The 24,346-nt window shown below is 48.7% G+C and carries 21 protein-coding genes and 1 riboswitch; of the genes, 10 read left to right on the top strand and 11 right to left on the bottom strand.

Annotated elements, in window-relative coordinates; all coding sequences use genetic code 11:
• Both ACN0R8_RS05800 and ACN0R8_RS05795 read right to left on the bottom strand, forming a co-directional pair.
• Positions 1–1,029, bottom strand: coding sequence for a FecCD family ABC transporter permease (locus tag ACN0R8_RS05800; protein WP_417595978.1), 1,029 nt, complete (start codon positions 1,027–1,029; stop codon positions 1–3).
• A 4-nt stretch (positions 1,030–1,033) separates the two neighbouring features.
• On the bottom strand, positions 1,034–1,909 hold the full coding sequence (locus ACN0R8_RS05795) for a heme/hemin ABC transporter substrate-binding protein (RefSeq protein WP_417595976.1): 876 nt from the start codon (positions 1,907–1,909) through the stop codon (positions 1,034–1,036).
• Positions 1,910–2,057: 148 nt separating this feature from the next.
• Between ACN0R8_RS05795 and ACN0R8_RS05790 the strand changes: the two genes are divergently transcribed.
• Entirely contained in the window at positions 2,058–2,597 is a 540-nt protein-coding gene (locus ACN0R8_RS05790; RefSeq protein WP_417595974.1) for a HugZ family protein, read from the top strand.
• Between the two features lie 50 nt (positions 2,598–2,647).
• On the opposite strand, the gene ACN0R8_RS05785 is transcribed toward ACN0R8_RS05790, so the two are convergent.
• The 8 genes from ACN0R8_RS05785 to ACN0R8_RS05750 all read right to left on the bottom strand — a co-directional run bounded on the left by ACN0R8_RS05785 (position 2,648) and on the right by ACN0R8_RS05750 (position 10,915).
• Entirely contained in the window at positions 2,648–3,862 is a 1,215-nt protein-coding gene (locus tag ACN0R8_RS05785) for a polyhydroxyalkanoate depolymerase (protein ID WP_417595972.1), read from the bottom strand.
• Between the two features lie 148 nt (positions 3,863–4,010).
• Positions 4,011–4,730 carry an SDR family oxidoreductase gene (locus ACN0R8_RS05780; protein WP_417595971.1) on the bottom strand — a complete coding sequence of 240 codons (720 nt, stop codon included), beginning with the start codon at positions 4,728–4,730 and terminating at the stop codon, positions 4,011–4,013.
• 211 nt (positions 4,731–4,941) lie between these two features.
• Positions 4,942–6,063 (bottom strand): diguanylate cyclase, encoded by a 1,122-nt coding sequence (locus ACN0R8_RS05775; RefSeq protein WP_417595969.1) that lies wholly within the window; start codon positions 6,061–6,063, stop codon positions 4,942–4,944.
• Positions 6,063–6,557: a hypothetical protein gene (locus ACN0R8_RS05770; protein WP_417595967.1), complete on the bottom strand. Its 495-nt coding sequence runs from the start codon at positions 6,555–6,557 to the stop codon at positions 6,063–6,065. The genes ACN0R8_RS05775 and ACN0R8_RS05770 overlap by 1 nt, the downstream gene beginning before the upstream one ends.
• Before the next feature lie 243 nt (positions 6,558–6,800).
• Positions 6,801–7,532: a class II aldolase and adducin N-terminal domain-containing protein gene (locus ACN0R8_RS05765; protein ID WP_417595965.1), complete on the bottom strand. Its 732-nt coding sequence runs from the start codon at positions 7,530–7,532 to the stop codon at positions 6,801–6,803.
• A gap of 95 nt (positions 7,533–7,627) precedes the next feature.
• Positions 7,628–8,470 (bottom strand): ABC transporter substrate-binding protein, encoded by an 843-nt coding sequence (locus ACN0R8_RS05760; RefSeq protein ID WP_417595963.1) that lies wholly within the window; start codon positions 8,468–8,470, stop codon positions 7,628–7,630.
• 27 nt (positions 8,471–8,497) lie between these two features.
• Positions 8,498–9,370, bottom strand: coding sequence for a phytanoyl-CoA dioxygenase family protein (locus tag ACN0R8_RS05755; protein WP_417595961.1), 873 nt, complete (start codon positions 9,368–9,370; stop codon positions 8,498–8,500).
• Between the two features lie 21 nt (positions 9,371–9,391).
• Positions 9,392–10,915, bottom strand: coding sequence for an amino acid ABC transporter permease/ATP-binding protein (locus ACN0R8_RS05750; RefSeq protein WP_417595959.1), 1,524 nt, complete (start codon positions 10,913–10,915; stop codon positions 9,392–9,394).
• 426 nt (positions 10,916–11,341) lie between these two features.
• Between ACN0R8_RS05750 and ACN0R8_RS05745 the strand changes: the two genes are divergently transcribed.
• From ACN0R8_RS05745 to ACN0R8_RS05720, 6 genes are all read left to right on the top strand, one after another.
• Complete coding sequence (locus ACN0R8_RS05745; RefSeq protein WP_417595957.1) at positions 11,342–12,250, top strand: LysR family transcriptional regulator; 909 nt, start codon at positions 11,342–11,344, stop codon at positions 12,248–12,250.
• A 336-nt stretch (positions 12,251–12,586) separates the two neighbouring features.
• Positions 12,587–13,846 (top strand): flavin-containing monooxygenase, encoded by a 1,260-nt coding sequence (locus ACN0R8_RS05740; protein ID WP_417595955.1) that lies wholly within the window; start codon positions 12,587–12,589, stop codon positions 13,844–13,846.
• A gap of 13 nt (positions 13,847–13,859) precedes the next feature.
• Positions 13,860–14,276, top strand: a complete 417-nt coding sequence (locus ACN0R8_RS05735; RefSeq protein WP_417595953.1) for a RidA family protein — start codon at positions 13,860–13,862, stop codon at positions 14,274–14,276.
• A gap of 12 nt (positions 14,277–14,288) precedes the next feature.
• A complete protein-coding gene (locus ACN0R8_RS05730; RefSeq protein WP_417595951.1) occupies positions 14,289–14,963 on the top strand; it encodes a DUF1028 domain-containing protein in 675 nt (224 codons plus the stop codon).
• On the top strand, positions 14,956–16,125 hold the full coding sequence (gene argE / locus ACN0R8_RS05725; RefSeq protein WP_417595949.1) for an acetylornithine deacetylase: 1,170 nt from the start codon (positions 14,956–14,958) through the stop codon (positions 16,123–16,125). Before ACN0R8_RS05730 ends, argE begins: the two co-directional genes overlap by 8 nt.
• Positions 16,126–16,184: 59 nt before the next feature.
• Positions 16,185–17,153, top strand: coding sequence for a C-terminal binding protein (locus ACN0R8_RS05720; RefSeq protein WP_417595947.1), 969 nt, complete (start codon positions 16,185–16,187; stop codon positions 17,151–17,153).
• 151 nt (positions 17,154–17,304) lie between these two features.
• Here ACN0R8_RS05720 and thiC read toward each other — a convergent pair whose 3' ends face one another.
• Complete coding sequence (gene thiC, locus ACN0R8_RS05715) at positions 17,305–19,212, bottom strand: phosphomethylpyrimidine synthase ThiC (RefSeq protein ID WP_417595945.1); 1,908 nt, start codon at positions 19,210–19,212, stop codon at positions 17,305–17,307.
• Between the two features lie 209 nt (positions 19,213–19,421).
• Positions 19,422–19,526: riboswitch (TPP riboswitch) on the bottom strand.
• 158 nt (positions 19,527–19,684) lie between these two features.
• Here thiC and ACN0R8_RS05710 point away from each other — a divergent pair.
• The 3 genes from ACN0R8_RS05710 to ACN0R8_RS05700 all read left to right on the top strand — a co-directional run bounded on the left by ACN0R8_RS05710 (position 19,685) and on the right by ACN0R8_RS05700 (position 24,340).
• The gene (locus ACN0R8_RS05710; protein WP_417595943.1) at positions 19,685–20,101 is read left to right on the top strand and encodes a hypothetical protein; all 417 of its coding nucleotides are present in this window, start codon (positions 19,685–19,687) and stop codon (positions 20,099–20,101) included.
• A gap of 307 nt (positions 20,102–20,408) precedes the next feature.
• A complete protein-coding gene (locus ACN0R8_RS05705) occupies positions 20,409–21,725 on the top strand; it encodes a TolC family outer membrane protein (RefSeq protein WP_417595941.1) in 1,317 nt (438 codons plus the stop codon).
• A gap of 158 nt (positions 21,726–21,883) precedes the next feature.
• Positions 21,884–24,340 carry an EAL and GGDEF domain-containing protein gene (locus ACN0R8_RS05700; protein WP_417595939.1) on the top strand — a complete coding sequence of 819 codons (2,457 nt, stop codon included), beginning with the start codon at positions 21,884–21,886 and terminating at the stop codon, positions 24,338–24,340.
• Positions 24,341–24,346 lie beyond the last annotated feature (6 nt).

Raw genomic sequence — 24,346 nt, 5'->3', positions numbered from 1 at the left:
TCAGGTATTCCAGCGACGACGTTGCTGAATCAGCATAAACAGGAAAAAAGGTGCTCCCATCAGCGCGGTAACCAACCCAACCGGTAGTTCCGCCGGTTGCACGGCCAGCCGGGAGAAAAGGTCCGCCACCAGTAACAGCAAAGCGCCGCATAGCGCCGCCAGAGGTAGTAGTGTCTTGTGACTGGGTCCTGTGGTCATGCGGACAATATGGGGAACCACCAGACCCACAAAGCCGATAATTCCTGAGCAGGCAACGGCGACACCTACGCCAATGGCAGTTAGCACGATCAGTTCCAGTTTAAGGCGTTCTACGTTAATGCCCAGGTGGCGGGCATCAGCTTCGCCCAGCAATAGTGCATTCAGAGCCCCGGCTCGTTTCTGGAATGCGTAGGCCAACAGGGCAAAGGTGGCGCTTGCCAGTAGAATTTTGTGGGTATCGCTTCCTGCCAATGACCCCATCTGCCAAAGACTGAGGGCCCGTAGGTTTTCATCGCTGGCAAAATAGCTGACAAAGCCGATAGCAGCTCCGGCAAAGGCTGACAAGGCGACGCCGGCCAGTAGTAATACCAGCACGGAGGTGCCGGAGCGGGTCTGAGATAGGCCATAGACCAGGAGTGTCGCTCCCAGCCCTGAAATAAAAGCGGCCACGGGAACCGACCAGGCTGAGATGCTCGCGGGTAGCCAAACAATAGCGATGACGGCGCCTACGGCGGCACCGGAGGATACGCCGATAATGCCGGGGTCAGCCAATGGGTTACGGAACAAGCCCTGCATCACAGCCCCGGACTGAGCCAGAATAGCCCCCACCGCCAGAGCCAGCAGTATGCGCGGCAGTCGTAGTTCTGTGACAACGGCCTGTTGATAACTTTGCAAATTACTGAAAGCAGAGCCGGTTGCCGCATCGATAACCGTTAATAAGCTATCCAGAGCAGGCAGAGGCATCGCCCCTAACATAATGGAGGATAGTGCGGCTAATAATAGCAGTGTCAGCAGCACTGAAGCGGTCAGAATAGGGGGCAGGCGCAGCATAACGTTACTCCTGAGGCTTGGCATCAGCTATCGATGCGTTGGCCTGAGCTTTATCGGACAGGCGCTTTGCTTCCGCCAGAGCGGAAACACTCAGTCCACCAGAAACAATAGTTCGCCCATCAACCGCATAAATTTTTCCATGCTGCCCTGCTGGTGTGTGTTTTAGCAGTGGATTGCTGTTCAGAAATTTCCTGATGCCATCTTTTGGGTCGCGGGTTGAGACCAGAATAATTCCTGGCTGCATTGCGACTAAAGCTTCAACGGAGATGCTTCTGTAGTTATCGTAATCCGCCAGATTTTGGGCACCAGTCAGTGCAATTAAGGCACCGCCGCCGGTTTTTTTCCCTGCCATACGCAGCTTGCTGTCCATGCTAAGCAGAAAAACGGCTGTTTCTTGCTGCAGAGATTGTGCTTGCAGTTGCTGCAGCGTTTTATTGTTTTCTTCAATCAGGTTGTTGCCCAGATGTGGCTGTCCCAGCTGTTGAGCCAGAGTATGAATATTCTGGTTAAGCTGCTCTGTGGTATGGGCTACCGGAAGCTGAATCAGTTTAACGGGGCTCTGTTTCAGCTGTTTAATGACGTGGTCAGGGCCCATATGGTTGCTGCCGATCAGAATATCCGGGTTCATGCTCATAATGCCTTCCGCGGATAGATTGCGGTGATAACCTATCGAAGGGAGCGGGTTATCGGTATCCGGTTGTGTACTGGTGACATCGATCGCGATCAGCTGATCCTGCAGGCCAAAAGCGACCAGAAGTTCGGTGCTGCCAGAGTCGGCACTGATAATACGTTGGTTCCCGGCCGCGAAGCTGACGGCAGACAGGGTAAGTGTCAGTGCAAAAAGTAGCTGACGGATCAGAGGCGAATTAGGTCGGGTCATGGCTCTCTCACATGGGGTTCGGATTCAATGGCAGGTTTGTAGCTGCGGCTTTAAGCAAAGACTAATGATAATAATTAGTATTTGCAAGAATCAGTTTTCAGCATTATCGTAGGAGGGTTAAAAGAACAGAGGCTCAATGGAGATAGCTATGACCCCCGAAGAAAAACAGCAAAAGCTGGCGGTTAAAATTAACCGTGATGTGATGGACTTTATTGAAAGCCGTAAAAGCCTGTTTCTGTCGAGCATACAGCCCGATGGAAAGCCCTATGCATCATATGCACCCTTTGCTATCGGGGATGAATGCCTTTATGTGTTGCTGAGTGAAATAGCGCTGCATGCGATTAATCTGCAGCGTAACCCCGATGCTTCTGTGTTGATTGCCCAGGATGAAGATAGTGCAAAAGAGCTGTTTGCACGGATACGGGTTAATTATTCGGTTAACGCGGAACTGCTGGAAACGGACTCTGCGGCGTGGTTGGAAGGTGTTGATATTTTAGAAGCACGTTTGGGTGAACGTATCCGGAATCTGAGTCAGTTGTCTGACTTCCGGCTTTTCCGCCTCAAACCCCAGGGTGGACGTTTCGTTAAAGGTTTTGGTGCAGCCTATACTTTGGTGGGCAATACTCTGGCAGGTGAAGATGTTAATCATCTGCGCGAAGGCCATAAGAAACGTACCGAAGCGGCGTAAACACGTTTTTGGGATAGGGGCGCAGCCCCTATTACCCATAAATATTGTCTTTATGATGACTTCATAAAGCTTTTAATCTTAGGGGCGATCTCTTCACGGAAGCGGCGGCCATTAAAGATGCCGTAATGACCAACGTCCTGTTGAATATAATGCTGGCGCCTGGTTTTTGGAATCTTGGTCAGAATGTCATGGGCAGCTTCTGTCTGTCCCATACCGGTAATATCGTCGTTTTCCCCTTCAATGGTCATGAGTGCGGTTTTGGTCACGGCAGCCGGGTTGATCTTTTTGCCTTCATAGGTCATTTCACCCCGGGGCAGATCGTGGTCGAGAAACACCTTTCTGATCGTTTCCAGAAAGAAGGGCGCAGGCAGATCCATCACCGCCAGGTACTCGTTATAGAACTTACGATGTGCTTCAGCGCTGTCGCCATCGCCCTTGATCAGATCGCCAAAGAATTTGAAATGTTTATTCACATGACTGTCGAAATTCATGCTCATAAAGCCGGATAGCTGAATAAAGCCGGGATAGACCCGCTGACCCGCACCGGGGTAACCCTCCGGCACTGTACAGATCAACTGATCCTGAAACCATTCGTAATCTTTGCCGGAGGCGTAATCGTTCACTTCGGTTGGATTTTTGCGGGTATCAATCGGGCCGCCCATCAGAATCAAGGATTTGGGCGCGCAGGGATCTTTCTGTTCTGCCATTACAGTGGTGGCAACAATAGTGGGCACGCTGGGCTGACAGACGCCGATCACATGGGTATCCGGCCCTAACAGCTGCAGAAACTCAATCAGATAACGCACATAGTCATCAAAACTGAAGCTGCCTTCGTCCAGAGGAACTTCTCGGGCATTGACCCAGTCGGTGATATAGACCTCATGGTCGGGAATAAACTGCTCCACTGTACCCCGTAACAGAGTGGCATAGTGGCCGGACATAGGTGCAACAATCAGCACTTTAGGATGCTGGTGCTCACCGGAACGACGGAAGTGCAGCAGATTACAATACGGCAGTGTATGAAGGATCTCTTCCCGAATATGCACTTTCTGGCCATCAACCTCGGTGAAAGGCAGATCAAAATCGGGTTTTTCGTAGTTATCGGTACAGCGTTCGATCAGTTCAGCCGCAGCGGTGAGCAGTTTGCCGGTTTGGGTGATGCGCAGAGGGTTCCAGGGTAGTGATAGCTGCTTGCGCCAAGCCTGAGCCCAAAGGTGAACCGGCTGGGCAACCTGGCTGTAATTATGATGGAGTTGATAGAGCATGGCAGAATCCTCTGTGTTGAGCTGACATTATTTTTTATGGTTATTTGTGCGTCGCAACATTATTGATAATAGACACAGAGACAGAGCAGGCAAAGGTTTTTCAGTGACTGATAATCAGATATTTGTTTTGCTCATTTCGGTTGCAGGGCTACCATGGCAGTTTCTCTCCATTCCAGCTCAGGAAAGAACCGGTCTGATCTGGTGTCAGCTGCTCAAGTACATTCAGCAGGTAATGGCCGGTTTGTTCTGGTGCGAAGAGTTTGCCTTCGGGAACATTTTTCTGAAAAGGGTCGGAAAGGCCGGTATCTGTGGTGCCGGGATGCAGTGCGGCAACACACAGATGCTTATGGCTGCGTTGCCACTCGATGGACAGGGTTTTCAGTGCCATATTGAGAGCCGCCTTAGAGGCGCGGTAGCTGTACCAGCCACCCAGCTGGTTGTCTTCGATACTGCCGACCTTAGCGCTTACAGCAGCAAAGATACCGTGAGTGCTTTTTTTAAGAGCTAAAGAAAAGTGCTGTGCCAGCAGCAGAGTTGGCAGGGTGTTGAGCTGAATGTTATGCAGAAAGAAATCCGGCTCAAACTGGCGGATACTTTTCTCCGGCCCCTGGAAGCCATTATCGCTCTGCTGGTGAAGAAAGCCGGCGCAATTGATTAGCCAGTCCACCTGAGTCACGGATTTAGCGAGTTGGGCGACTGAATCACTGTTGGTCAGATCGGCCTGATACCACTGAACGGCTGCTGAGGTTTTTTCTGGTCTGCTGCTTCGGAAGGTTGCTATGATTTCTGCATCGGGATAGCGCTTACTGACTGCCTTGATCAGCCCCTGTCCGACTCCGCCATTACCGGCACCTATCAATACCTTCATCGGTTCTACCTCCGCCGAATCATTGTGAATTGTCCGGTTTTTTGACTTGGTTCCTGTTTTATACGCAGGTTGAGATGTTCTGGTTCAGAAAAGGCTTCAGAGCTGCCAGGTAGAACTGGGCTTTATAAACTGGTGACGTGTTTATTCCGGCATAAAGATAGAGCAGATAAAAAGATATGCGCCAAGGGCGTCTGTTATATCGCGGCGCGTTTTAACCGACTTGCGTGCTGTTTCGCCCCTGGATCTTCGCTTTATAGAGCAGTTTATCCGTGCGGGAGAAGAGTTGTTCGAAAGTGTCACCTAGGCCTTGGGTTGCACTGGCTCCGAAGCTGGCAGTAAGTCTCAAACTGTTTGGTAGCTTCAGTGCTATGGCTGCCTTGCGGATACGCTCAGCCAGAGCATGTGCTGATGATTTGTCGCAACCGGGCATGATAATGGCAAACTCTTCACCGCCCATACGCACCGCTATATCTATTTCCCGGATCTCTCTGATAAGCATGGCCGAGAAGGCCTTTAGCACGGCATCTCCGGTGGGGTGGCCATAGGTGTCATTGATCTGTTTGAAATGATCAAGGTCGATCAATATCAGCCCCATCGAGCCGCCATTACGCTGAATACGAGCCAGCTCCTGCTCAGCGATCCGGTACATCCGTCGGCGGTTGTAAAGCCCGGTAAGGGTGTCAGTCTGACTCTGGTGAAGCAGTGCACTGTTTTGCTGATGAATACGCATCAGAGCCAGCATAAGGCTGGCGATTATCAGTACCACAAGTAGCAATAAGCCGATCACAGCAATGGAGAGCCATTGCATCAGTTGGCGCTGAGTTGCAGAAGCTAAATGGAGTCTTTCGTTGAGTTCGCTGTAGGCCCAGGCCAGGTTTTGTTCCAGAGCCATCCCCAGACGATGAATATGGGGGATATCTAAGGTGTCAGCATTATTTTCTTCAGCGTTATTCAACAACTGAAGCAGCTCGGACAATTGATCCTCGGCACGCTTTATCTCTTCAAACTGAGGGGTGTAGTCTGTATCGGGGAGATCACTTTGGTTTAATGAATGGCGTACTGTTTTTACACGTCTGTCGATGCGCATCAGAGCGATGTTGAGCTGTTCGAGATGATGTTTTTCCCGCTCTTTGAGCAGACTTTCCAGTATCTGGTGTAGTTCAGAAATACTGGTCTGGGCACGAATCACATCGGTGACCATGGAGGTATAGTCTGCGCCAACATGGCGTCGAGCTTCTTTCAGGTAATAGGTGATAGCCAATGCGCAGACCAGCAGCAACAGCGCGAAGATGGCCGCAAGCCGTCGGCGCAGACGTTTGCCTGACTGATGCATCATCTTACCTGAATTTTTCGCACCGCCCAGATCCAGCGGGTAATAGAAGCCGTACCTTCAAGAGCCGCTTGAGCATCTTCGGGGACGATCAGCATGTAAGGCCCAAGATCTTTCTGCGTTACAGGCTTGCCGTCCAGGCGGGTGACCAGAAGGTACTGCTTCTCCCTGCGCTCTTTTGATGAAAGAAAGGTGGTATAGCCATCCTCGGCGATAAAGCGAACACGCTGAGCCTTGTCTAACTCCTGGCTTTTCAGCAGTGCATCCAGCCAGACCCCGGAAAAGGTGCCCTGAGGCCCTTCGGGGTGCTGCATCGTTACCTTATGCAGGCCGAGGGATTCAATCTTATTCAGACTGAGGACAGACGATGTTTCTCCTTTGACGACCGTCAGTGACTGCTGAGTATCTGCCAAAGCATTAGACGCCTGCCAAAGCATGAAAAAAATCGTCAACAGTAACGTCGTGCGTCTCCATGGCGACCCATTCAGTAGATACATGGCAAACCTCGTCAGGTGGCTATCAGGTTGAGGATGCTGCCTTATGCAATCACCGTGGACTGATAATATTTTTCAGGGGTAAAAAGAATAAACATCCTTTACACCCAAGTCCACTGACACAGGGGCTATGAGCTGCTTTAGCGTAATATCGTTGATCTGTGTACCCGCATGCTCCTTGGTTCCGTCTCTTTTGTTCCGTTCCCTTTGCTTTGTCCTCTTTGTTTCGTTAGATGTATCCTTGATTTAATCGAGCACGGATGGGTCTTGTTTGATCATCAATGCCTTCATCTCTTCGAAGTGCTGTTGAGAGAAATCGGTAAATTTTTCCCAGTCCTGGGCTGTTTTCTCAGCCACTTCGTCGGAGAGTACATTTAAAGGGCGGCCAGTTGACCAGGCGGTGATTAGGATTTGGCACGCTCGCTCTAAGGTCCAGATATCATCAAAAGCCACACCAATATCGGTACCGGTGACCATCACCCCGTGATTACCCATTAACAGGCGACTGTTGTTTTCCAGTAATCCGATTAAACGTTCACCTTCGGCGACGGTATCAGCCATGCCACCGAACATCGTATCAACAGAAACCCGATTAAAATAACGGGCGGTATTCTGATCGATAGGCGGAATATGCGGGTTTTCCATAGCAGAAACTGCCGTGGCATAAACCGGATGCAGGTGCATCGCTACGCGTACGTGGGGCAAGCGCTGGTGCAGCTGTCCGTGTATCGACCATGCCGTAGCATCAACTTTAGGGTTGTCCTTGTTGGATGCGTCATCCGCATTGAGCAACAATAGATCGCTGGCACGAATACGAGAAAAATGCATCCACTTAGGGTTGATAAGAAACTGCTTACCATCAGCGGAAACTGCGGCACTGAAATGGTTTGCTACGGCTTCATGCATACCTAAATGTGCAACGATACGAAAAGCAGCTGCGAGATCTATTCGCGTTTTTTCTTCGATAGAAAGAGACATAATATTCTCCGGTAAGGGGCGTGCACAGACTGAGTCTGTGCACGCCAAGAGATCACTTTTTCTGCGACAAGGCTTCTGTTTTGGTAGCCGTATTTCTATTTCGGCATCAGTGCATCAAGATCTTCAGCTGTTGGTGCCTGGAAGTTATATTTCTTTAGCAAGGCATCATATTCTGGTGTTTTGCTGAATTTCTCTAAGCCTTCGATTAAGGCATCTTTTACTTCATCATTACCTTTTCTGACACCAAAGCCATTCAGTACCGGGTAAATCAAAGTATTGGAAGAGATAACGACACGGTTACCCACTTTATCAATCACACCACGGGCGACCGCTGCATCGGTAATTTGAGCCTCGACTGCGTTCGCCAGCATCGCTTGGGTGGTTTGGGGATCGGTTGGATATTCTCTGATGGAGATTGGCTCAAGCCCTTCCGCTTCACAGTAATCTACCGACAATGTTTGCAGCTGTTTCAGCCATGAGGTACCGGCCATGGAGCCAACGGTATGACCACAAAAGTCCTCGGGTACTTGAGGCTGATAATCGCTCCCTTTTACGGCCAGAATAGATTCACCGCTTTTTAGGTAAGGGATCATGTCGATCACTTTCATACGGTCGGCGGTGATATACATTGAGGAGTTAATCATATCAAAACGTCCTCCACGCAAACCGGGAATCAAGTTAGCCCAGCGTGTATCAACATTGACAGATTCACGACCCATAACCTTGGATAAACCCGCTAAAAACTCAATATCGAAACCAGCAGGTTTGTTGTCATCCATGTACTCGTAAGGGAAAAAAGTAATATCTGAACCGGCAATAATTTTACCTGACTCTTTAAATGCTAGTGCGTTCAAAGAGTTGAACGATAGCACTGCACCAACAACGCCAATGGCGATAGAACGGGCGGTTGAGCGAGTAGACCAAGTAGAAAATGTCATGATTATTCCTCTCGTAAATCAATGGGATCAAGCGTCGGCGGAGTCTTTCCCAGCCTGTTGAACAAAAAAGGATGCGCCAGATGGTTTTTCTGGCAAGCGCAGTTTATTGGCGGTACTGCGAACCTCACCGCTCTCTTTACCCCATACTAGGCTACCGGTGTGGATGCTCGGTAATGGGTTGTCTCCGTACGGCAGCGCATCTTCAGCGGCGTATACGCAGATAAATAAGGTGCGTGGGTCTTCTGTCTGATTTGGGCTGGAAGCATGCAGCACACGGGTGTGCATAAAGCAGACTGAACCTGCTGGGCTGTAGCAGGAAACAGGCTCCTGGCAATAATGTTTTTCAACTTCTGGACTAACGGTTCCCGTAAACTGGTCGCCGTCCCAATGGGAAAACAGTGGCCCTTTGTGGCTGCCGGGAATAACTTGCAACGGGCCGTTAGCGGGCGTTACGTCACCAATCATAATTAGGCAGGTCACTAAGTCATCGTTACTGTGTGGTGTAAATGGGAAGTCTTGGTGCCACTTAACCTCTGTCGCTGTATGCGGCAGTTTCGAATTCACCTTGCTGTGGTGCAAACGTGTACCACTACCGCCAATCAGTTGGCCGGCAATTGTAGCCGCACGAGAAGCAAGTGCTGTGCGCTTATACACATCGGAGATTTCCGTGGGCGATGTCACCCGGCGCAGTGATGGGTGGTCCGCACTATGATCACCTTCAATATCAAAGCGAGCGCGTTTGTCCAGGGTTTCTCCCCAAGGCTCCTTATGCTGACGACTTTCTTCCACCCATGTATCGAAGTCGCTTTGTAGTGCTGCAATTTCTTCTGGGGTCAGAACGTTTTCTACTACCAGGAAACCCTGTTCGTTGTATTGGTCTATCTGCCATTGTTCAATCATGAGTTACTCCAATATGGTTTGTTAAGCTAAAGACACATCCTTAAGAAAAGCATCTACACGAGGGTTATGGCCATCACGCAATACCTGAGGTGCGTCGTCACATACCACGCGCCCTTTCTCCATAAACACAATCCTATCGGATACCTTGAAAGCAAAATTCATTTCGTGGGTCACAATCACCATGGTGATACCTTCACGAGCTAAGTCTTCGATCACCTGCAGTACTTCATGGACCTTCTCCGGATCCAGTGCAGAGGTGGGTTCATCGAATAACATAATCTGAGGGCGCATCATCAGGGCTCGTGAAATCGCCACACGTTGTTGCTGTCCGCCGGATAGTTGATGTGGGTATTTCCAGGCGTGCTCCAACATGCCAACCTTGTTCAATAGTTGGTACGCCTGCATTTCCAGATCTTCTTTACTGCCCATATTGTGGTGCCGTGGGGCGAGTAACAGGTTGTCTAGTACGGTCAGATGCGGAAAGAGATTGAAGCTCTGGAACACCATGCCGATTTTATTGCGATGTTCTGAACTCTCAACAAAACGAGGTTTGCTGCCGGGGCCATTGCGCAGTAATTTCAGAAATGACTGCCCGTTAATATCAATTTCACCGTTATCGAGTTGCTCGAGGCCGTTCAGCAATCGAATCAAGGTCGTTTTGCCGGAACCTGACGGGCCAATAACGGAGACCACTTCACCTTGCTGTATGCTCAGGTTAACGGAGCCTAATACTTCAACATCGTTGTAGGCTTTGTGCAGCTTGGATGCTTGTAATGCCGGGCCGTCAAACTCAGAGGTTGGTTTGATTTCAGGTGCCGGTGCATTTTTTACCTTTTCGATCAGCTCGTCTGACGGCTGTTGGTTAGTACAACCTTTTGTCACATCAAGGTAGTCTTCCAGGCGTTTTAGCAGAAAATCGAATATGGTCACAATGAAGATATAGAACACGGCAACAGCCGCCATTGTTTCTAGAACAAGGAAGTTCTGTGAATATAGGCGCTGACCTACCATAAGAATTTCTGTTAGTGATATGACCGATACCAGTGATGTGAGCTTAACAATAGAGATGTACTCATTAACCAGTGACGGTAAAGCAACACGTAATGCTTGAGGGATAACAACCAGCCATTGAATGCCTAGAAAACGGATGCCTAACGCCCTTGCCGCTTCGCCCTGTCCTTTTGGAATAGAGAGCAAGCCACCTCGGTGTATCTCCGCAACATAGGCACTTTCGCATAACACCATGGCAATTAAACCAGACCAAAATGGGTCTGAAAGAAGGCCGCTAGTACTGGGTAGCATTTGCGGCATGTTATATACAAAGATGAGTAGAACAAGTAGTGGAAGGCTGCGAAACAGCCAGATATAAAATTTAGAAGCCATATTAAATAAAGCGAAATCAGATTGCTTGCCTAGGGCTAATACAAAACCAAAAACGATACTTAATAACCAGCTTGCGACACTAAGTTTAATGACGGTTAAACTCGCCACCCAAAAGTCAGATAAACTGAATAAACTGAACATGTAGTCCCAATCAAACATCATATAATTGCCACCTTAAACTGAAATAATTAATGAGAGACTGCTCTGCTTTGAGAGCACTGGGATCTCAAATGTGTGCATTTAATATGTGGCGATATTAGGATCGGTGGCAATTATTATTTTGTTTTCTTCTGGTTTTAAAAAAACTATCTAGCTATTTATCCTTGGTGGAAAAAGATTGGCGTTTAAAAAATGATATAAAATAACCAAAATCGCCCCAAATAAGGGCAGGCCTGTCCAGGTTGGGGCGTGGATGTGATATCAATATTGAAATAAGTTTGCTGAATAATATTTATTCCATAGAAATACGCAGGGTGGCGGGCATTGGCTTGCTCTGAGAAGAAAATAGGGTTTATGGCATATGCCTTGCATCATATGAAAAATATAGAGGTGGTTTATTGATAAGCGATATTTTTCCAAGGGGTGAGCATGAGACATTTTACCTTAAAGCAGCTGCACTATTTTGCCACAGTGGTTGAAACGGAAAGTATTGCTGAGGCATCAAGAAAACTTCATATTGCTCAGCCCTCGATCTCCATTGCGATCAAAAATCTTGAGGATACATTCGGACAGAAGCTATTGATTCGGCATCATGCTCAGGGTGTCTCCTTGACTCCCAGTGGCCGTAATTTTTATGAAAAAGCCAGGGAGCTGCTACGTCTTTCCCATGAGTTTGAGCAAAATACATTGGCTGGTAGCGAAAAGGCCAGAGGTAAAGTTTCCATCGGAAGCTTTGCATCCGTTGCGCCCTTGTATCTGCCTAAATTAATTGCAGGGTTTAAGGCTGTTTATCCCGATATTGAGATTCAGCTGCATGACGGTGAGCAACATGAAGTCATGATTGGCTTGCACAGAGGACAGTTCGATCTGGCGTTCTTGTACGATCTTGAGCTGGGTAACTCTGTTCGCAAGGACCCGCTGAATGCGCCTCATAAACCCTATGCACTTTTACCTGAAGGGCATCCACTGGCTCTAAAAGGTGGCCCGGTTACATTGGCCGAATTAAGCTGTGAGCCTATGATTTTGCTGGATGTCATCCCCAGCCGGAATTATTTCCTGAATATTTTCACTGAAAAGGGGCTGCACCCGGAAGTGGCTTATACCTCGCCCTCGATCGAGATGGTTCGTTGCATGGTTGGGCAGGGACAGGGGTTTTCAGTATTGGTGACGCGTCCAAGTACTAATGAGACATACGATGGAAAAAAACTCGCTTATGTTGAAATACTGGATGAGATGGAAAGCTCCACATTGATAATGGCTTACCTGAAAACGAATGAACCCACTCAACCCGCACAGTTATTTATAGACTACTGCCAGAGTTATAATTTTTCAGCATAAAATTTATTCAGATTGGTCTGTATTTTTAATGATTTTTATTGGTTGAAAGAAACGCTTTTTTTAGTGTTTTATCTTGTTTTGTTTTTATTTTTTTATAGTGGCGTTTTGCCTTTTTTTATCCCTTTTTTTATTTTCTGTGCTCTCTTTTCTTTTCTATCTTATCTTTTTAAAAAAAATCCCTGCCAGCCTTTTCCGGTTTTCAATGCATTTTTTGCGTTAATATTTTTTCTATTTAGATCGTATATTTATAATAATTTACTGTGTTTATTCGCTGTCATAAGCTGGTCTTATTCTCTTTACGGGTAATTGAACCCAGTTATAAAAAGGCGCGTATAAATGACGGCGAATATTACAGATATAGATACATTGATTATCGGAGCAGGTCAGGCGGGCATTGCCATGAGTGAGCACTTGACCCGCCAAGACGTACCTCACCTGGTTCTGGAAAAGAATCGTATTGCTGAAGCGTGGCGCACTGCTCGCTGGGATTCACTGGTGGCCAATGGGCCTGCTTGGCATGACCGCTTTCCCGGTATGACTTTTCCTGGTGCTGACGAAGATAGCTTTGTGCCTAAAGACAAGGTTGCAGAATACTTTGAAGCTTATGTAGAAAAATTTAATGCCCCTGTACGCACCGGTGTTGAAGTATACAGTGCGGTCAAAAATGAAGGCGCGGATGGCTTTACCGTTGAAACATCAGACGGGATATTTAACGCTCAGCGCATCGTGTCGGCGACGGGTGCATTCCAGGTTCCTGTGATTCCTGCTATTGCTCCGGAAATGCCAGAGCTCTATCAGATTCACTCTGCCCAATACCGGAATCCTCAACAACTGCCTGAAGGTGGTGTCATGGTTATTGGCGCCGGCTCTTCTGGTGTTCAGATTGCCGATGAACTGCAGCGTGCCGGTAAAAATGTCTTTCTGTCAGTTGGTCCTCATGACCGTCCGCCTCGGAGCTATCGTGGTCGTGATTTTGTTTGGTGGTTGGGTGTTCTCGGTCTGTGGGATGCCGCTGCTAATGAACCTGGCAAAGAACATGTCACCATCTCGGTAAGCGGTGCTCACGGTGGAAAAACGATCGACTTCCGTGAGTTAGCAAACCAAGGCTTAAATTTAGTTGGCCGTACAGAGTCCTTCAATAATGGCGTTGTTCGTTTTAACAATGACCTAGTCCGTAATATTCAGGCAGGGGATGACAACTACTTATCGCTGCTAAAACAAGCGGATGAATATATTGCGAAGAACGGCTTAGATTTACCCGAAGAGCCTGAAGCTCACCAGCTATTACCTGATCCTGAGTGCATGACAAATCCTGTACTGGAGATGGACCTTGTAGAAAAAGGCATTACAACCATTATTTGGGCTACGGGCTTTGCGACAGACTACAGCTGGTTAAAAGTGAATGCCTTTGATGAAAATAATCAACCGAAGCATCACCGGGGCGTATCCAGTGAATCTGGTGTGTATTTCCTTGGCCTGCCATGGCTGTCGCGTCGCGGCTCCACCTTTATCTGGGGCGTATGGCATGACGCAAAATATATTGCCGATCAAATTGTGATTCAACGCCAGTACCGTCAATACAGCAACAAAGCTTAACTCAGGAGTTATCATGCCGACCCATACTCGTATTCGAATGTTTAACACCAAAGAGACATATCCAAATCAGTCTCTTGATAATGATCTTTGCCAGGCGGTTGTTGCGGGAAACACGGTTTATGTTCGAGGTCAGGTTGGTACTGACTTTGACGGTAAGCTTATCGGCCTTGGCGATCCTCAGGCTCAAGCTGAGCAGGCCATGAAAAACGTCAAACAATTGTTGGAAGAAGCCGGTAGCGACCTGTCGCATGTGGTTAAAACAACGACTTATATTACTGATCCCCGTTTCCGTGAACCGGTCTACCGTGAAGTAGGCCGATGGATGAAAGGCGTCTTTCCTATCTCTACTGGGCTGGTCGTTGCAGGGTTAGCACAACCTGAATGGCTTATGGAAATTGACATTATTGCCGTCATCCCTGAGCAACAGTAATTAGGAGTCAATATGACTATTTCTATTGCGGCGTATTGCCCTGAAAGTGGCCAGCTAGGCATTGCTATTAGCTCATCGAGTATTGCCGTTGGGGCTCGTTGCCCCTGGCTATTAGCTGGAGTGGGTGCTGTTTCAAGTCAAAACATAACGCTGCCAGCGTTGGGCCAAAAAGTCCTTGCGCATCTGCAGGATGGATTAACGCCTGACCAAGCATTAAGGGCTGCTCTATCGGAAGATAAATTTAGCGCTTATCGTCAGGTTACGGTTATCAACATGAGTGGAGAAACAGCGTGTTTCAGCGGTACTGAAACCCTGGGGACACACAACATGGTTAAGTCGCAAAGTTGTGTTGCCGCAGGAAACATGCTGGCTAACACTGATGTTATTGAAGCTATGACCCAGAGCTTTGAAGCATCCAATGGTGAGCTTACCAGTCGTTTAATTACCGCATTAGCGGCGGGTATCGCTGCAGGTGGAGAAGCTGGGCCGGTACACTCTGCCGCGGTTAAGGTCGTTGATGACTATACCTGGCCGATAGTTGATCTGCGTGTTGATTGGGCCGAAGAAAACCCTATTGGCGAGCTGTCGAAGCTCTGGCAAGACTATGAGCCACAGATGCAGGCTTACGTTACCCGTGCGCTTGACCCGCGCCAAGCCCCTAGTTATGGCGTACCGGGTAATGAGTAGCTTACCCTCAGCTACGCTTTCTGTTCAGCTCCGACAGCTGCTTAGCACGCTGTTGGAGTTTGATACCACCAGTCGAGAATCTAACTTAGATTTAATCAAGGCTATTCGTGACTATCTTGATACGTTGGGCATCGAATCTACTCTGATTTTCAACGAGGAAAAAACCAAGGCGAACCTTTATGCTCGTCTTGGGCCAGATGGTGATGGTGGTGTCATGCTGTCAGGGCATACGGATGTGGTTCCAGTAGATGGACAAAACTGGTCACACCCGCCCTTTCAACTCACTGAACAAGAGGGCAAGTGTTACGGCCGTGGCAGTGCGGATATGAAAGGGTTTATCGCCTGTGTGCTGGAGGCCATTCCGCAGTTCCAGCAAGCCAACCTTCGCATGCCATTACATCTGGCTTTTTCCTATGATGAGGAGGTCGGTTGCCTAGGTGTTCGAAGTCTTATTGAGCATCTAAAAGCATCCCCAGAAAAACCAGCCATGTGCATTATTGGCGAACCAACCAATATGCAACCGGTCTATGGCCACAAAGGTAAAGTCGCCATGCGCTGCAAAGTGCACGGCCATGCGTGCCACTCCGCATATGCCCCTGAGGGCGTTAATGCGATTGAGTATGCCGCCAAGCTGATTACCAAAATCACTGAGTTTGCAGAACCGCTGAAACAAGATTTAGATGATCGGTTTGACCCGCCCTATAGCACCTTGCAAACAGGGACGATCAAAGGGGGTGCCGCTTTAAATATTGTGCCTGAATACTGCCAATTCGACATAGAGATGCGGTATCTGCCAAAAGCTAACGCCAATACCACCTTTAACGCGCTACAAGATTATGCTCAACAAAGCCTCAAACCGATGATGCAGGCGGTTCACTCCGCAGCCGACATCCAGTTTGAATCGCTCGCAGCCTATCCACCACTATTAACCGACCCACAATCAGAATTTGCCCAATGGGTTGCTGATTGGAGTGAGAGCGCTGCGTTCGGTACGGTCGCCTTTGGTACAGAGGGTGGCTTGTTTGATGAGGCAGGCGTGGCCACCTTAGTCTGCGGCCCAGGCAGTATGGAGCAAGGCCATAAACCAGATGAGTTTGTGAGCGTTGAACAGCTTGAACGTTGCTGTTCCATGCTTGATAACCTTCGCTGTTGGATGAGCTAGCGGCCAAGCTGTGCGTTGGTGTCTGATGAGAACATTGAGTACGTTCAGGAGAGCCTCTAGTGAGCCAGAAAAAGAGCGTCGTTTATTACAATATGCCAGGTGATCTGGATTATGAAAACCAACTCTTAAAAGAGTGGGGAATCCATGATTTAGCCCTTATGCAGGTCACAGGAAATAATCTGATTGAAGATGTTAAGGATGCGGAGTCTTTAACATTGGAATATACCGAGGTCGATGCCGATACTTTAACGCATTTACCCAACCTGAAAATTATCGCGCTGCAAAGCATCGGCACCAATGAGGTCGATATTAATGCTGCGGATAAAGCCGGTATTTATGTCACCAACACTCCTGGCTTTTGTGCCTATGAAGTGGCCAGTCATGTTATGGCGCTGTTACTCGATCTCAGTAGAGGCATTAGTGCGTACAGTGCCAGTGTAAAGGCTGGGAACTGGACGCCCTTTATCGGCAACGAACTTCACCAGTTAAAAGGAAAAACCTGTGGCCTTGTCTCATTAGGTTCCATTCCTCTCGCATTGATTCCGATGCTGAAAGGCTTTGGTATCAAGGTCGCTTTCTGCCATTCATCTAAAACGGCTGAAGAAGCAGAAAAACTGGGCATCACTAAATGCGACTCTTTAGAAGCGTTGTTAGCCATATCCGATATTGTTTCGCTGCATACGCCGCTATTACCTGAAACAGAAAACATGATGAATGCCGACACTTTCTCGCAGATGAAAGACGGTGCCATCTTAATTAACACCGCCCGCGGCGGGTTGATCGATGAAGAGGCGTTAATTGAAAGCCTTCAGTCAAAAAAAATATCGGCTGCTGGGTTGGATGTGCTTGCCGATGAGGCGAATCACAACAGTAAATTGATCTCAATGGACAATGTCATTGTTACGCCGCATATCGGTTTTTTGTCAACAGAGTCTCTAATGGTGTGCAGAAGGGTTGCCCTTGAGCAGATCGTTATGTGTCTGTCTAAAGGGTTAAAGCCAGAATACTCTGTCAATAAACAGATGTGAGCAATCAGATAATAAAACAGCATAAAAACAGGCAAGAGATCCTTTTCTTGCCTGCTTTTAAGCCGCTATGGCTAAACGGCCTGCGGCTTAAATAAGCTTACTGATCTTAAATTTCCCGTTTTTAAACATCCTGTTCTTAAACCTCCCGCTCTTAAACCTCTTGATAGAGCTCGGCACCCTTCTCCATAAACTCTTTCGATTTCTCCTGCATGCCCTCTTCCGCCTGAGCGTTGATGGCGGCGACCTGCTCCGCATCCAGATCCCGTACTTCCTGTGAGATCTTCATGGAGCAGAATTTAGGTCCGCACATGGAGCAGAAGTGTGCCACTTTGGAGGATTCTTTTGGCAGGGTCTCATCGTGGTAGCTGCGGGCGGTATCCGGGTCCAGGCCGATGTTGAACTGGTCTTCCCAGCGGAACTCAAAGCGGGCTTTAGACATGGCGTTATCACGCACCTGCGCGGCTGGATGGCCTTTGGCTAAGTCAGCGGCGTGGGCGGCGATCTTATAGGTGATGATGCCGGTTTTCACGTCGTCCTTATTCGGTAGACCCAGGTGCTCTTTTGGGGTGACATAGCAGAGCATGGCGCAGCCGTACCAGCCGATCATGGCGGCACCGATACCTGAGGTGATGTGGTCATAACCCGGAGCGATATCGGTGACTAGAGGGCCTAAAGTGTAAAACGGTGCTTCGCCACACTCTTTAAGCTGTTTGTCCATATTCTCTTTGATCATATGCATGGGAACATGGCCCGGGCCTTCGATAAAGCATTGCACATCATGCTGCCAGGCGATTTTGGTCAGTTCGCCCAGAGTTTCCAGTTCGGCAAACTGGGATTCATCGTTGGCATCGTAAACGGAGCCGGGGCGCAGACCATCACCCAGAGAGAAGGTGACATCATAGGCCTTCATGATCTGGCAGATATCTTCAAAGTGGGTGTAGAGAAAGCTCTCTTTGTGGTGCGCCAGACACCATTTCGCCATGATGGAGCCACCGCGAGAGACAATACCTGTCATACGTTTCGCGGTCATCGGTACATAGGCCAAACGTACACCGGCGTGAATGGTGAAGTAATCCACACCCTGTTCTGCCTGTTCGATCAGGGTATCGCGGAATACTTCCCAGGTCAGGTCTTCGGCGACGCCGTTCACTTTCTCCAGCGCCTGATAAATCGGCACGGTGCCAACTGGGGCTGGGCTGTTACGCACGATCCACTCACGGGTTTCGTGAATGTTCTTACCGGTGGACAGATCCATCACGGTGTCAGCACCCCAGCGGATGCCCCAGGTCATCTTGGCGACCTCTTCCTCAATAGAAGACCCCAGCGCCGAGTTACCGATATTGCCGTTAATCTTAGTCAGAAAGTTACGGCCGATAATCATCGGCTCGATTTCCGGGTGGTTGATATTGGCAGGTAGTACCGCACGGCCACGGGCGATCTCGGAACGGACAAACTCCGGTGTGATCTCATCCGGAATGGCGGCACCAAAGGATTGCCCCGGATGCTGTTCGTTCAACTGGTGCTGTTCACGCATCTCGGCGAGTTTCATGTTCTCACGGATCGCGACGTATTCCATTTCTGGCGTGATAATGCCCTGGCGGGCGTAGTGCATCTGGGTGACATTTTTACCGTCTTTAGCGCGACGCGGTTTGCGTTGCAGATCAAAGCGTAGCGGCTCCAGTGTCAGGTCAGCTTCGCGCATGCGGCCATATTCGGAAGACAGCTTGGGCAGGATCTCAGTATCGTCACGCGCTTCGATCCATGGATTACGCTGAGGGTGCAGACCTTTACGTACATCCACCTGAACGTCCGGATCGCTGTACAGGCCGGAGGTATCGTATACGCGCAGCGGCTCGTTCTCTTCGCTGCCGAAGCTGCCGGTAGTGGGACTCAGGCTGATTTCACGCATCGGAACTTTAATATCCGGGCGGGAGCCTTCAATGTAGATCTTGCGTGAGTTTGGGAACGGCTGAATAGAAGCCTGATCAACCTGTGCAGTTTGGTTGAGAGGGCCCTGAGGCGTGTTTGGAGTGCTCTGGTTATTTTGAGAGTTTGGCATCTTACCTACCTTTTACCGTCATCAGTATCGGCTGAACTGAATTTGCAGAACGAAACAGTGCAGTGTTTAAACAGCGAGTTAAGTTATGACGATGCGACAGGTTGGCTGTGCCGGAGGATGAACCAGATCAGAAGGCCAGGATTGGGAATGGCCTTTATATCTTATCGCCTACCTGTTTCAGCTTTAACTCTGTACGCCAGAGCAGATAGGGGATTCACTTTCTCGATTCCTACGCTGGAATTACCCAGTTCAGGTTCTTCGGGTTCCGCTGCTTTGCAGCGATCTCAGCCAACCATGCACCCCGTCAAGATGACCAAGAGTCTAGGTAGGCTGACAGGCGATGTCCAGCGCTTTGGTGGTGAAAAAAGACCAATTCAGGACTCGATTAAAAAAATATGGCAATTAAAGTGTAAAGATATTTTTCATACGGCCGATAGGGGAAGAACAGTCAGCTTTTATTGGTCGTTATCCGATGAAAATCGTTAATCAGCTAGAACAGTCTACCGGTGTTGCCAAGTCAATGAACACCGCTCTGCACAATTCGCAGGGTGGGCAGTTCTCTATGTTGCTGAGTTTGTTAACGACACCTCTCTATGCATCTGATATTCAGGGCATTGATAGTAATGCTCAGGTTGATATGCTGCGTCAGAATCTGGAAGCAGATACAAAAGCCCGTAAAACGGCCATGGCTGTTAACCGCGCGATGAATGACTCTATGATCTCCGGTTATGGTGGTTATTTTAGTTTCCTACGGGCCCTGTCCGATGTGTTTCCGAATATTCAGCAGGTTACCGGGGTTCGTCCGGCCCAGGCTACTAATCTTTATCGTGTTGTTGAGACCCCCGAACTGGGTGAGCAGCTGGCTCGCCAGATCAATCTTGCCGCTTAATTCTTCATTATTGCCAATCCTCTGAATTATTCAGACAGTCTTCGCTTAAAGATGTAATTCCGATTAATTATCTTACTTGGGCATGCTTTAAGCCTCTGCGAGACTTACCGGCTGAATATTATTTTGGTTAACTAATATATTAGTCTAGTCTAAAATAATGGCTGGCAGCGATGAGGCATCCATGCTTATTCGCTATGATAGGCCTTACGTTATACTGAAATACATTATTTATACTATTTGGTGTTTCCTTAAGGAGGCACTGTTAACCGCTTTATCTGAACGAATTGATAATGTGCAGGAGCAGACCATGCGACGACTTACCGCTATTTCAGCGGCTTTAATCTCTGTTTTGAGTATTCATGCTCAGGCGCAAACCTTATCCGGCGTCTACCAGGATGCTTTGGAGAACGATTACCAGCTGAAAATAGCCCAGTCTGAATTGAATGCGGTTATCGAAGATGAAAGTGTAGCCTGGGCGGGTGTTAAACCTACGGTTACAGCAGGTGGCAGCCTGATGAATAACTCCCCGGACGGAACGTATCAGGGTAGTGATCTTGGTGACAGTTACAACCAGACACAGCTGGCATTGACCGTTACGCAGCCTCTGCTGAATATAGGAAATATCGCTCAGATTGGTGTTGCTGAGGCGAGCACAGAAAAAGCACGCTATGAGTATCAGACGGCAGAAATGGACCTGATGGTACGGGTAACGGAAGCTTTCTTTGGTGTTCTGCGGGCCCAGGATAATCTGACCTCTGCTCAGGCGCAGGAAAAAGCGATTAAGCGTCAGCTGGAGCAGGCCAGACAACAGTTTAAGGTTGGTCTGATTCCTATTACCGGTGTTAACGAAGCTCAGGCCGCTTATGATGGTGCCCGCGCTGCCCGCATTGGTGCTGAGGGAGCCTTGCTGATCAGTGAGGAATCTTTGCAGCTGCTGACGGGTAAAAGCTATGGCAAGCTGGATACTTTGGCAGAAGACTTTCCAGTGGAATCACCTCAGCCGGCAACGGTCCAGTACTGGATCGACTTGGCCTTGGCGAATAACCTGGATGTGAAGGCTGCTCAGAAGCAGACAGATGTTGCAACGACAGCAGTAAAAGCCGCCAAGTCTGCATATTTGCCTTACATTAATGCTAAAGCTGAGCTGAGTTACCAGAATACAGATTCTTCTGCCGAAACTGATATGACCAATCTGGCCTTAGGTGTTGAAATGGGCTGGCAGGTTTACGCCGGTGGTTCGACCAGCGCCAACATCAGAAAGGTCGGTCACTATCTGAATCAGTCTGAGCAAGGGCTTGAGTTGCAGCGTCGTTCTACAGCATTGAGTGCTCGTAGCTACTACATCCAAGTAACTACCAGTGTACAGCAGGTGGAAGCCCGTCGTCAGGCGCTGCTCTCGTCTGAGAGTGCTCTGCGTGCGACCCGCTCCGGTTATGAGGTAGGTACCCGTAACATTGTTGATGTTCTACAGGCGGAGCAGACTTATTACAGTGCACAAACATCCTATCTTGATACCCGATACAGTTACCTGATTAGCATGATCAAGCTGAAGCAGGCTGCTGGTACGTTAAAACAGGATGATATTGCAGCTCTGGATCAGTGGTTGCAGAAAAAAGCGGGTTAATTATTACTAACCTGATGAGCCCCTCTTGCAGGGGCTTTTTTGTTTGAGTTAGGGTATACCCTTAGAGACTGCATATAATTTTAATAATAAATGTCGCGCAGCTGGATGCGTTGTGAGAATGCTCTGGATGTGCAGGTCGTGCGACGCTGGAGTGGGCAATGAATACGCAAGGGAAGGCTTATATTAACCCCAGCTTGTTTGATACCGGGCCTGTGGTGTTTTTTACATGGGGTGCCCGGCCGGTTGCCGATGATTTGTGGCCGGTACAGTATGTAACCGATAATATTGCTGATCTGGCTGGTTATACCGCCAATACATTCCTGGAAAAAAAGCAGGTCTATTCTGACCTGGTTCACCCTGATGATCTTAAGCGCCTGGTACGTGACTTTTCGCAGGTCATTGATTCTGATACCTCCCGTATTACCCACAATGATTACCGGCTTTGCCACCGTGATGGCCACTATATCTGGGTGACGGGCGTGACGATGATCCATCGGACCGATACCGGTATTCCTGAGCGTTTTAGTGGCTACTTAGTAGATGTCAGTGCATCCCGGAAACATTGGCAAAGTTGCCAGAATGACAGCGAGCAGCGCTATCACCAACTGTTTAAGCGTAGCCGGGTTGTTGAATTACTTTTTGATCCGGAATCTGGTGATCTGGTGGATGCAAATGAGGCTGCCTGTCGCTTTTATGGATACAACTATGCGCAGCTTACGTCTTTGAATGCTTCAGATATCAATGTGATGTCAGAGGAAGAGATTGCTCAGGCGATGGTCGAGGCCGAGGAGGAAAAGCGCAATCATTTTGTCTTCCGTCATAAGCTGGCCTCTGGTGAAGTCCGGGATGTTGAAATACACAGCGGCCCGGTGGAGTTTCATGGCCAGAAACTGCTTTACTCTATCGTCCATGATATTACGAGCCGCCTTGAAGCCGAGCGGGAGAGAGAAAAGCTTTCTAATGCATTGGACCAGAGTGGCAGTAGCGTCATGCTCACGGACGCAGAGTACAGAATTGAGTATGTTAACTGGCAGTTTTGTCAGGTATCTGGCTTTTCTCCTGATGAGGTGATTGGCCGACATGTTGATTTTCTTTCTGCAGGGCGCACATCCCCTGAGGTGCGCCGCCAGTTAGCAGCCACGCTGGGGCAGGGTAAACCCTGGCACGGTGAGTTACTTTGTCGTCGAAAAAATGGCGAGCTGTTCTGGCAAAGCATGTCTATTTCACCGATTGCATGTGCAAAAGGTGAGATTGAGGGTTTTGTCGCCGTTGGTGAAGATCTGACGGCACAGCGGGAAACAGACCGCAAGATTCAGCAGCTGGCTTTTTTTGATCCGATCACTGGCCTTGGAAACCGTCAGTTTCTGCTGGATAACCTGGATGAGTTTTTCGCTGAGTCAGAGGCTTCCGGTTTTGATGGTCAGACGGTTTTAGTTTTTATTGACCTGGATGATTTCAAGCGAGTGAATGATTCTTTGGGTCACAGTGTCGGTGACCGGCTGATCAAGACTGCTGCACACCGCCTGAAAGTGGTGGTCAGTGACTCGGATATACTGGTGCGTTTAGGCGGTGATGAGTTTGCGATTATGCACTGTACGAACAGCCGGGAAAAACTGAATGACTGGCTGGATCAGCTTTGTTATCAGTTTAATCGCACCGTTAAGCTGGGGCCGCACACGATTAATGCTTTCGCCAGTATTGGCGTTGCTTTTTTACCCCAGGATGCTGCCGATACAACAGAAGCCCTGCGTAATGCAGAGCTTGCAATGTACAAAGCGAAACAGCAAACCGGCAGTAATTGCCATTTCTTCTCACAGGAGCTTAATCAGCAGGCTCAGAAACGCCTGGATCTTGAAGTTCGCCTCAGAAAAGCGATGCAGCATAATCAGCTTGAGTTGTATTACCAGCCAAAAGTATGCCTGAAGAAACAGGATATTGTCGGCGTTGAGGCTTTGATTCGCTGGAATGATCCTGAGCGTGGTCTTATATCACCCTTAGATTTTATCCCCTTTGCTGAAGAAACGGGCTTAATTCTTCCCATCAGTCACTGGGTACTGGAAACAGCCTGCAAGCAGATCGTTAACTGGCATAACGCAGGGCGTATGCCCGTCCGGATGGCGATCAATTTGTCCGTTCGTCAGTTCCAGGATCCGGGCTTTGTCAGCCAGGTAGAGACCGTATTGAAGCATACGGGCGTTGATCCCAAATGGATTGAGCTTGAGATCACTGAAAGCATGCTGATGGAGAGTATGGATGACATGTTGCCGGTTCTCCATGAGCTAAAGCGGCTGGGGGTAAGTCTTGCTATTGATGATTTTGGTACTGGGTACTCTTCGCTGGCTTACCTGAAGCAGATGCCAATTGATGTTCTTAAAGTTGACCGGGCTTTTGTTAAAGATCTGCCCCATGGTCAGAATGATTGCGCCATTACCCGGACAATCATTGTGTTGGCTCAGCAGCTGGGTTTAAGTGTGGTTGCAGAGGGAATTGAACAGATCGAACAGGCTGAGTTTCTGACGGATAGTGGCTGCGATATTGGTCAGGGGTTTCTTTATAGCCGCCCCCTCACGCTCACGGATCTGGAAGAAAAGCTGTCTATGCCACTCCACAGCTAATGTGTA

The organism is Oceanospirillum sp. (assembly GCF_048265165.1).
GTDB lineage: Bacteria > Pseudomonadota > Gammaproteobacteria > Pseudomonadales > Halomonadaceae > Oceanospirillum.
This window is presented reverse-complemented; position numbering and strand designations above follow the sequence as displayed.

Excerpts from the sequence above, each read along its gene's own strand:
- ACN0R8_RS05800 (WP_417595978.1), bottom strand. The coding sequence starts at position 1,029 with ATGCTGCGCCTGCCCCCTATTCTGACCGCTTCAGTGCTGCTGACACTG.
- ACN0R8_RS05795 (WP_417595976.1), bottom strand. The coding sequence starts at position 1,909 with ATGACCCGACCTAATTCGCCTCTGATCCGTCAGCTACTTTTTGCACTG.
- ACN0R8_RS05790 (WP_417595974.1), top strand. The coding sequence starts at position 2,058 with ATGACCCCCGAAGAAAAACAGCAAAAGCTGGCGGTTAAAATTAACCGT.
- ACN0R8_RS05785 (WP_417595972.1), bottom strand. The coding sequence starts at position 3,862 with ATGCTCTATCAACTCCATCATAATTACAGCCAGGTTGCCCAGCCGGTT.
- ACN0R8_RS05780 (WP_417595971.1), bottom strand. The coding sequence starts at position 4,730 with ATGAAGGTATTGATAGGTGCCGGTAATGGCGGAGTCGGACAGGGGCTG.
- ACN0R8_RS05775 (WP_417595969.1), bottom strand. The coding sequence starts at position 6,063 with ATGCATCAGTCAGGCAAACGTCTGCGCCGACGGCTTGCGGCCATCTTC.
- ACN0R8_RS05770 (WP_417595967.1), bottom strand. The coding sequence starts at position 6,557 with ATGTATCTACTGAATGGGTCGCCATGGAGACGCACGACGTTACTGTTG.
- ACN0R8_RS05765 (WP_417595965.1), bottom strand. The coding sequence starts at position 7,532 with ATGTCTCTTTCTATCGAAGAAAAAACGCGAATAGATCTCGCAGCTGCT.
- ACN0R8_RS05760 (WP_417595963.1), bottom strand. The coding sequence starts at position 8,470 with ATGACATTTTCTACTTGGTCTACTCGCTCAACCGCCCGTTCTATCGCC.
- ACN0R8_RS05755 (WP_417595961.1), bottom strand. The coding sequence starts at position 9,370 with ATGATTGAACAATGGCAGATAGACCAATACAACGAACAGGGTTTCCTG.
- ACN0R8_RS05750 (WP_417595959.1), bottom strand. The coding sequence starts at position 10,915 with ATGATGTTTGATTGGGACTACATGTTCAGTTTATTCAGTTTATCTGAC.
- ACN0R8_RS05745 (WP_417595957.1), top strand. The coding sequence starts at position 11,342 with ATGAGACATTTTACCTTAAAGCAGCTGCACTATTTTGCCACAGTGGTT.
- ACN0R8_RS05740 (WP_417595955.1), top strand. The coding sequence starts at position 12,587 with ATGACGGCGAATATTACAGATATAGATACATTGATTATCGGAGCAGGT.
- ACN0R8_RS05735 (WP_417595953.1), top strand. The coding sequence starts at position 13,860 with ATGCCGACCCATACTCGTATTCGAATGTTTAACACCAAAGAGACATAT.
- ACN0R8_RS05730 (WP_417595951.1), top strand. The coding sequence starts at position 14,289 with ATGACTATTTCTATTGCGGCGTATTGCCCTGAAAGTGGCCAGCTAGGC.
- argE (WP_417595949.1), top strand. The coding sequence starts at position 14,956 with ATGAGTAGCTTACCCTCAGCTACGCTTTCTGTTCAGCTCCGACAGCTG.
- thiC (WP_417595945.1), bottom strand. The coding sequence starts at position 19,212 with ATGCCAAACTCTCAAAATAACCAGAGCACTCCAAACACGCCTCAGGGC.
- ACN0R8_RS05710 (WP_417595943.1), top strand. The coding sequence starts at position 19,685 with ATGAAAATCGTTAATCAGCTAGAACAGTCTACCGGTGTTGCCAAGTCA.
- ACN0R8_RS05705 (WP_417595941.1), top strand. The coding sequence starts at position 20,409 with ATGCGACGACTTACCGCTATTTCAGCGGCTTTAATCTCTGTTTTGAGT.
- ACN0R8_RS05700 (WP_417595939.1), top strand. The coding sequence starts at position 21,884 with ATGAATACGCAAGGGAAGGCTTATATTAACCCCAGCTTGTTTGATACC.